This window comes from Falsiporphyromonas endometrii (assembly GCF_042654485.1).
GTDB lineage: Bacteria > Bacteroidota > Bacteroidia > Bacteroidales > Porphyromonadaceae > Porphyromonas > Porphyromonas endometrii.
This window is the reverse complement of record NZ_JBHSGO010000076.1, coordinates 1-1,758: the sequence shown is the minus strand read 5'-3', so window position 1 is coordinate 1,758 and position 1,758 is coordinate 1. Positions and strand designations below refer to the sequence as shown.

Genomic DNA, 1,758 nt, shown 5'->3' with positions numbered 1-1,758 from the left:
GGGCGGACGCCAATCCCCCCGGTGTTTTTCATGCCCGCCTGACGGATGAACAAAACAATGAATTGAAATGATTAATTTTGACTCAAAGATAAACCTCCTTTACACACTTTTTGGGATACTACCTTTTACAAGATGTTTTCCAACTTCCAAGCGGCAATATGCTCTATCCCTTCGTTTGTGGGGATTTTATACTCCTCCAAGCTCACCACATATTTGGGGAAGTTGTCATCGATTAGCTGTAGAGATCGGTACTCTCGCTCTATGGTGTTTTTATCTAATAGTTGTAGTGCGACTTGCAGGTAGAGTTTGTTCCCTCCCTTTATAGCTACAAAATCAACCTCGGTATCTTTGATCTTCCCGACATAGACATGATACCCGGCTCTCCTCAGACTTAGGTAAACGGCATTCTCGAGGAGATAACCCATTCCGTAACCAAACCCGGAGTAAAGATAATTGTGATAGCAAAGGTCATTTAGGTAGTACTTGCAATTGCCGGAGATGGTGTCTTTCCCTTTGATATTATATCGCTCACCTCTATGAATGAGGAAAGAATTCTCAAGATATGATATATATGTGGAGAGGGTCTCGTAGTTTGTCTTTCGATTTCTTGATTTGAAGAATTTGACAATGTTCGGAATGGACACAATGTTGGAGGCATTGTTTGCCAGATAAACAAATAGGTCGTCCAAGAGCTTTACGTCTTTAACCTTATACCTTGCCACAATATCCCGCAACATCACTGTGTCCTTGAGTGAAGAAACGTAGTTTTGCTTCATCGCATCGTTAGGAAGATGGAAAAGTTCGGGCATGGCTCCCGATTGGAGAAAATGGATGTAGCTCGCCTTGCCAATCTCTTGCTGAGTGATACCACAATACTCGCTGTAACTGAAGGGAAGTATTTCAAACTCCACATATCTACCTGAGAGAAGAGTTGCAAGTTCCCCGGAAAGTAAACTTGAATTGGAACCACTGATAAATAACTCACAAGGCTCAGCAAAGTCTTGCGAGTGCGAGTTGACAAACCGCTCCCACTCTTCGATATATTGGATCTCATCAATGAAAAGTTTTATTTCTTTATTGATGAAATCATATCAGATGTATTTGAATATTCTCTGTAAATACAAATATTTTCAACTGTACTTGAAAATTCTTTATCAATAACCCCCTACCGGTAGACCAACATAAGGATGAAGCCCTAAAGCCTATATGTCCACTTGCATTGCCACATATATAATGTACGCGCGCGTAAAGAGCCATGCCGAGTGATCCATTTTCAGGAAGCCATCCTCCATCGCAATCCCTTAGGTACTCCAAGAGCTCTCCCAACATCGAACCCTCGAGACACTGACGATATGATAAAGAAAGAGTGGGAGAGCCCATGAGATCCACCCCAACCACTCCAATGGTGCTCCACCTCCGAGCCCCATAGACCATCGAAACCCACTCCAACCCTCCTCTCCCAATCCCCTTCTTTGCGGCACAAAAAGAGCTTTTCAAGCCCGATTTCTGTTTTGTTCCCGAGAACAAGAAAAAATATTTTCCACGCATAACCGACAAGAATAAAGGCAGTTAAGCTCTAATTCCCGGGTCTTTCACAAAACTTTTTTGTCAAAACATTTGGAGGGGAAGGAATAAATGCTCTATCTTTGCACTCGCAATCAAACGGAAGGGGTTATCCCCGAAGGCCCGAAACGGTGCCGCAAACGTTTGAAGCGATCTTTGAAAGTATTCATAAGCAAAACGAAAGTGTAGTACAGG

At 42.8% G+C, this 1,758-nt stretch carries 1 protein-coding gene and 1 pseudogene; both read right to left on the bottom strand.

The window, feature by feature from the left end; translation table 11 throughout:
* Positions 1–125: 125 nt before the first annotated feature.
* Positions 126–1,073: pseudogene (locus ACFO3G_RS03315) on the bottom strand (ATP-binding protein); the annotation flags it as partial.
* Positions 1,074–1,086: 13 nt separating this feature from the next.
* A complete protein-coding gene (locus ACFO3G_RS03310; RefSeq protein WP_380077970.1) occupies positions 1,087–1,497 on the bottom strand; it encodes a hypothetical protein in 411 nt (136 codons plus the stop codon).
* Positions 1,498–1,758: the final 261 nt, after the last annotated feature.